We start from the raw sequence: 5,233 nt of genomic DNA, 5'->3' as shown, positions 1-5,233 counted from the left end.
AATTGTAGCGTTTGCCTAGAGCACTGTAACAACTTAAGCCCCGTCAAGAGCGGATTGCAGTGCTCCAGGCGTACCTTGGGCTCAGAGGCGGAACTCGTGGCCCAGGTACACTTCCTTGACCAGGTCGTTGGCCAGGATGGTTTCGGCATCGCCCTCGGCGATCAGCTGGCCATCGTTGACGATGTACGCGGTTTCGCAGATATCCAGGGTTTCACGGACGTTGTGGTCGGTGATCAGCACACCGATGCCCTTGGCCTTGAGGTGGTGGATGATCTGCTTGATGTCGCCCACGGAGATCGGGTCGACGCCGGCAAAGGGTTCGTCCAGCAGGATGAACTTGGGCGCAGTCGCCAGTGCGCGGGCAATCTCGACCCGGCGGCGTTCACCACCGGACAGGCTCATGCCGAGGTTGTCGCGGATGTGGCTGATGTGGAATTCCTGCAGCAGGCTTTCCAGTTCCTTGCGCCGGCCCTCGCGGTCGAGTTCCTTGCGCGTTTCGAGGATCGCCATGATGTTGTCGGCCACCGACAGCTTGCGGAAGATCGAGGCTTCCTGCGGCAGGTAGCCGATGCCGGCGCGGGCGCGGCCGTGCATGGGCTGGTGGCTGACATCGAGGCTGTCGATCAGCACCCGGCCCTGGTCGGCCTGGACCAGGCCGACGATCATGTAGAAGCAGGTGGTCTTGCCGGCGCCGTTGGGGCCGAGCAGGCCGACGATCTGCCCGCTGTCGATCGACAGGCTGACGTCGCGCACGACTTGCCGCCCTTTGTAGCTCTTGGCCAGGTGCTGGGCTTTGAGGGTTGCCATTTACTCGGCCTTCTTCTTCGGCTGGATCACCATGTCGATGCGCTGACGTGGTGCAGTGACGTTGCCGCCACGACCGGCGGTCGCCACCTGGGACTTGGTGTTGTAGACGATCTTCTCGCCTTCGGTGGTGTTGCCTTCGTTCTCGACCTTGGCGCGGTCGGTGAGAATCACCGTGTCTTTCTGCGCCTGGTACTGGATGGTGATCGCCCAGCCTTTCATCTTGTCGGGCTTGGCGGTGCTCTGCTGCTGCTCGAAATAGGCCAGGTTGCCCACCGAGGTGACCACGTCGATGTCGCCGTTGGCGGCGCGGGTCATGGTCACGGTGTTGCCTTTGATCATCATGGAACCTTGGGTGATGATCACGTCACCGGTGTAGGTGGCCACGCCTTGCTTGTCGTCCAGGTGCGCGTTGTCGGCCTGGATGCGGATCGGCTGGTCACGGTCGGTCGGCAGGGCGAAGGCGCTCGCGCTTCCCAGTGCTGCGCTCAGGCTGAGCAAAAGGGGGAGGGTTTTAACGAGCCTCATACTGTCCTCTTACGTTAGAAAGCAGGTCCATCCTGCCTTCTTTCAAATACGCTTTCATTCCCTTGCCCGTGGTCGTGCCACCGGCGCCGTCGATTCTAACGGCTTGCTCGGTCTGCGCATATTGCTTCTGTGGGAATACGGTCATGCGCGAGCTGGTAATGATGGTTTCGCGCTGTTTTTCATCAGTGCGGGCCACGCGCACCTGGTCGATCAGTTCGACTTCGCTGCCGTCGGGGCTGACTTCGGCGCGAACGCTCTGAACGTGCCAGGGGTATTCGGTGCCCCGGTACATGTGCAGGTCCGGCGTGGTCACCAGTGTGACCTCGCTGGCCTTGAGGTGTTCGACCTTGTCGGCGGTCATTTCGTACTGCAGCCTGCCATCGGGCAGGAATTGCACGCTGTGGGCGTTGGTCGCGTAGTAGTCGATGGCGCTTTCGTCGACCTCGGCCACCGGCTTGTCGAGGAAGCTCTCCGGGCTGACATTCCAGTAGCCGATCGCCACCAGCAGGGCGGCGATCAGCGCGAGCAGCACAATGTTGCGGGCTTTCTTGCTGAACATGGTCGGCCTTAAAGGTAATGGGCGTTGGCAGCGTCCAGGGTGCCCTGGGCCTGCATGATCAGTTCGCAGAACTCGCGGGCGGCGCCTTCGCCACCGCGCGCCTGGGTCACGCCGTGGGCGTGCTGGCGAACAAATGGCGCGGCGTTGGCCACCGCCATGCCCAGGCCCACCCGGCGAATCACCGGCAGGTCGGGGAGGTCGTCGCCCAGATAGGCGACCTGTTCATAGCTTAGGCCCAGTTCGGCGAGCAGGCCGTCGAGCACCACGATTTTGTCCTCGCGGCCCTGGAACAGGTGCGGGATGCCGAGGTTCTTCGCCCGGCGCTCGACCACCGGGGTCTTGCGCCCGCTGATGATCGCGGTGGTCACGCCCGAGGCCATGAGCATCTTGATGCCGTGGCCGTCGAGGGTGTTGAAGGTCTTGAACTCGCTGCCGTCTTCGAGAAAGTACAGGCGCCCGTCGGTGAGCACGCCGTCGACATCGAAAACCGCGAGTTTGATGGCTTTGCCGCGTTGCAGCAGATCCTGGGTCATTTGCAGGGTTCTCCTTACATCACGCCGGCGCGCAGCAGGTCGTGCATGTTCAAGGCGCCGGTCGGGTGGTCGTGCTTGTCCACCACCACCAGGGCGCTGATCTTGTGGTCTTCCATGATCTTCAGCGCTTCGGCCGCGAGCATGTCGGCGCGGGCAGTCTTGCCGTGCACGGTCATTACCTGGTCAATCAGGGTGGTGTGCACATCGATGCTGCGGTCCAGGCTGCGGCGCAGGTCGCCGTCGGTGAAGATCCCGGCCAGCTTGCCGTCCTTCTCCAGCACCACGGTCATGCCCAGGCCCTTGCGGGACATTTCCAGCAGCGCGTCCTTGAGCAGCGTGCCGCGTTGCACCTTTGGCAGTTCGTCGCCAGCGTGCATCACGTTCTCGACCTTGAGCAGCAGGCGCCGGCCCAGGGCGCCGCCGGGGTGCGAGAAGGCGAAATCCTCGGCGGTGAAGCCGCGTGCTTCGAGCAGGGCGATGGCCAGTGCGTCGCCCAGCACCAGCGAGGCGGTGGTCGAAGACGTCGGTGCCAGGTTCAGCGGGCAGGCTTCCTGGGCGACCCGGGCGTCGAGGTTGACCTCGGCGGCCTGGGCCAGGGGCGAGTCGGGGTTGCCGGTCAGGCTGATGAGCTGGATGCCGAGGCGCTTGATCAGCGGCAACAAGGTGACGATCTCTGCCGTGCTGCCCGAGTTGGACAGGGCGAGAATGACGTCGTCGCGGGTGATCATGCCCATGTCGCCGTGGCTGGCTTCGGCCGGGTGCACGAAGAACGCCGGCGTGCCGGTGCTGGCCAGGGTCGCGGCGATCTTGTTGCCGATGTGCCCGGACTTGCCCATGCCCACGACCACGACGCGGCCCTTGCTCGCCAGGATCAGCTCGCACGCCTTGACGAAATTGGCGTCGATGCGGGCCATCAGGCCCTCGACGGCCTCGAGTTCAAGGCGCAGGGTGCGCTGGGCGGATTGGATCAGCTCGCTGGATTGGCTCATGTGTGGAAAACGATGTCTGATGAAAAGGCGGCGATTATAGCCGCAATGGAAGAAAGCCTCATCTTTTCGATTGCTGTAACAAATGTCACCAAAGTCTGTCATTGGCCTGAACGACTCGCTCCATGGCCTTGGGGGCGCACTGTGAGCGGTGCTATAGTTCGCCGCTATTCGGCCCGTCAGGGGCGCGTGTGCCTTCATGAAGGGGGCCGGCGTCCATAAGGACGAGGCTGCACTAGCAAGGAGTCTAGATGAGTGTGGATAGCGCCTACGCGGTCGAGTTGAAGGGAGTCACCTTCAAGCGCGGTTCGCGCAGCATTTTCAGCAATGTCGACATACGCATCCCGCGTGGCAAGGTCACCGGCATCATGGGGCCGTCGGGTTGCGGCAAGACGACATTGCTGCGTTTGATGGGGGCACAGCTGCGCCCGTCCAGCGGCGAAGTATGGGTGGCCGGGCAGAACCTGCCGAGCCTGTCGCGCAGCGATTTGTTCGACGCGCGCAAGCAGATGGGCGTGCTGTTCCAGAGCGGCGCGCTGTTCACCGACCTGGATGTGTTCGAGAACGTCGCCTTCCCGCTGCGGGTGCATACCCAGCTTTCGGACGAGATGATCCGCGACATCGTGCTGATGAAGCTGCAGGCCGTGGGCCTGCGCGGCGCCATCGACCTGATGCCCGATGAGCTGTCCGGTGGCATGAAGCGCCGCGTGGCGCTGGCCAGGGCGATCGCCCTGGACCCGCAGATCCTCATGTACGACGAACCGTTCGTCGGCCAGGACCCGATCGCCATGGGCGTGCTGGTGCGTCTGATCCGTCTGCTCAACGATGCCCTGGGCATCACCAGCATCGTGGTCTCCCACGACCTGGCGGAAACCGCCAGCATCGCCGACTACATCTACGTGGTCGGTGATGGCCAGGTGCTGGGCCAAGGCACCCCCGACGAGCTGATGGGCTCGGACAATCCGCGCATTCGCCAGTTCATGAAAGGCGACCCGGACGGCCCGGTGCCATTCCACTTCCCTGCGCCTGACTACCGCGCCGATCTGCTGGGGGCGCGTTGATGCGTAGAAAATCCCTACTCGAACGTATCCGCCTGCTCGGCCGCTCGGCCATCGACGTGCTGGCAGTGCTCGGGCGTTCCTGCCTGTTCCTGTTCCATGCGCTGGTCGGCCGCGGCGGCATCGGTGGCGGCTTCCAGCTGCTGACCAAGCAGCTGTACTCGGTGGGCGTGCTGTCGCTGGCGATCGTCGCCGTGTCCGGTGTGTTCATCGGCATGGTGCTGGCCCTGCAGGGCTACAGCATCCTGACCAAGTACGGTTCCGAGCAGGCGGTCGGCCAGATGGTCGCCCTGACCCTGCTGCGCGAGCTGGGGCCGGTGGTGACCGCGCTGCTGTTCGCCGGGCGTGCCGGCTCCGCCTTGACCGCCGAGATCGGCAACATGAAGTCGACCGAGCAGCTGTCGAGCCTCGAGATGATCGGCGTCGACCCGCTCAAGTACATCATCGCGCCACGCCTGTGGGCCGGTTTCATTTCCCTGCCGTTGCTGGCGCTGATCTTCAGCGTGGTCGGCATCTGGGGCGGCTCGTGGGTCGCGGTGGACTGGCTGGGTGTGTACGAGGGCTCGTTCTGGGCCAACATGCAGAACAGCGTTTCCTTCACCGACGATGTGCTCAACGGCTTGATCAAGAGCCTGGTATTTGCCTTCGTCACGACCTGGATCGCCGTATTCCAGGGGTATGACTGTGAGCCCACCTCAGAGGGGATCAGCCGTGCCACCACCAAGACCGTGGTCTATGCCTCATTGGCAGTACTGGGTCTGGACT

Annotated in this window: 7 protein-coding genes; 2 read left to right on the top strand and 5 right to left on the bottom strand. The window is 63.6% G+C overall.

The window, feature by feature from the left end:
- Positions 1-81: 81 nt before the first annotated feature.
- Genes lptB through B3E94_RS00165 form a run of 5 tightly spaced genes read right to left on the bottom strand, consistent with a single transcriptional unit; the run spans position 82 to position 3,413 of the window.
- Positions 82-807, bottom strand: coding sequence for an LPS export ABC transporter ATP-binding protein (gene lptB / locus B3E94_RS00185; RefSeq protein ID WP_176514577.1), 726 nt, complete (start codon positions 805-807; stop codon positions 82-84).
- On the bottom strand, positions 808-1,332 hold the full coding sequence (gene lptA, locus B3E94_RS00180; protein WP_176514579.1) for a lipopolysaccharide transport periplasmic protein LptA: 525 nt from the start codon (positions 1,330-1,332) through the stop codon (positions 808-810).
- Positions 1,319-1,891: an LPS export ABC transporter periplasmic protein LptC gene (gene lptC / locus B3E94_RS00175; protein ID WP_286911852.1), complete on the bottom strand. Its 573-nt coding sequence runs from the start codon at positions 1,889-1,891 to the stop codon at positions 1,319-1,321. The genes lptA and lptC overlap by 14 nt, the downstream gene beginning before the upstream one ends.
- Positions 1,892-1,899: 8 nt before the next feature.
- Positions 1,900-2,424, bottom strand: coding sequence for a KdsC family phosphatase (locus B3E94_RS00170; protein WP_286911850.1), 525 nt, complete (start codon positions 2,422-2,424; stop codon positions 1,900-1,902).
- A gap of 14 nt (positions 2,425-2,438) precedes the next feature.
- Entirely contained in the window at positions 2,439-3,413 is a 975-nt protein-coding gene (locus tag B3E94_RS00165) for a KpsF/GutQ family sugar-phosphate isomerase (protein WP_176514585.1), read from the bottom strand.
- Between the two features lie 248 nt (positions 3,414-3,661).
- Between B3E94_RS00165 and B3E94_RS00160 the strand changes: the two genes are divergently transcribed.
- Both B3E94_RS00160 and mlaE read left to right on the top strand, forming a co-directional pair.
- Positions 3,662-4,471 carry an ATP-binding cassette domain-containing protein gene (locus B3E94_RS00160; protein ID WP_043213285.1) on the top strand — a complete coding sequence of 270 codons (810 nt, stop codon included), beginning with the start codon at positions 3,662-3,664 and terminating at the stop codon, positions 4,469-4,471.
- On the top strand, positions 4,471-5,233 hold a 763-nt coding region (gene mlaE / locus B3E94_RS00155; RefSeq protein ID WP_286911846.1), incomplete at its 3' end, for a lipid asymmetry maintenance ABC transporter permease subunit MlaE. The genes B3E94_RS00160 and mlaE, both read left to right, overlap by 1 nt.

The organism is Pseudomonas sp. UBA6315 (genome assembly GCF_002438125.1).
Classification (GTDB): domain Bacteria; phylum Pseudomonadota; class Gammaproteobacteria; order Pseudomonadales; family Pseudomonadaceae; genus Aquipseudomonas; species Aquipseudomonas faucium.
This window is presented reverse-complemented; position numbering and strand designations above follow the sequence as displayed.

Coding starts and splice junctions, on each gene's coding strand:
- lptB (WP_176514577.1), bottom strand. CDS start 807: ATGGCAACCCTCAAAGCCCAGCACCTGGCCAAGAGCTACAAAGGGCGG.
- B3E94_RS00160 (WP_043213285.1), top strand. CDS start 3,662: ATGAGTGTGGATAGCGCCTACGCGGTCGAGTTGAAGGGAGTCACCTTC.
- lptC (WP_286911852.1), bottom strand. CDS start 1,891: ATGTTCAGCAAGAAAGCCCGCAACATTGTGCTGCTCGCGCTGATCGCC.
- B3E94_RS00170 (WP_286911850.1), bottom strand. CDS start 2,424: ATGACCCAGGATCTGCTGCAACGCGGCAAAGCCATCAAACTCGCGGTT.
- lptA (WP_176514579.1), bottom strand. CDS start 1,332: ATGAGGCTCGTTAAAACCCTCCCCCTTTTGCTCAGCCTGAGCGCAGCA.
- B3E94_RS00165 (WP_176514585.1), bottom strand. CDS start 3,413: ATGAGCCAATCCAGCGAGCTGATCCAATCCGCCCAGCGCACCCTGCGC.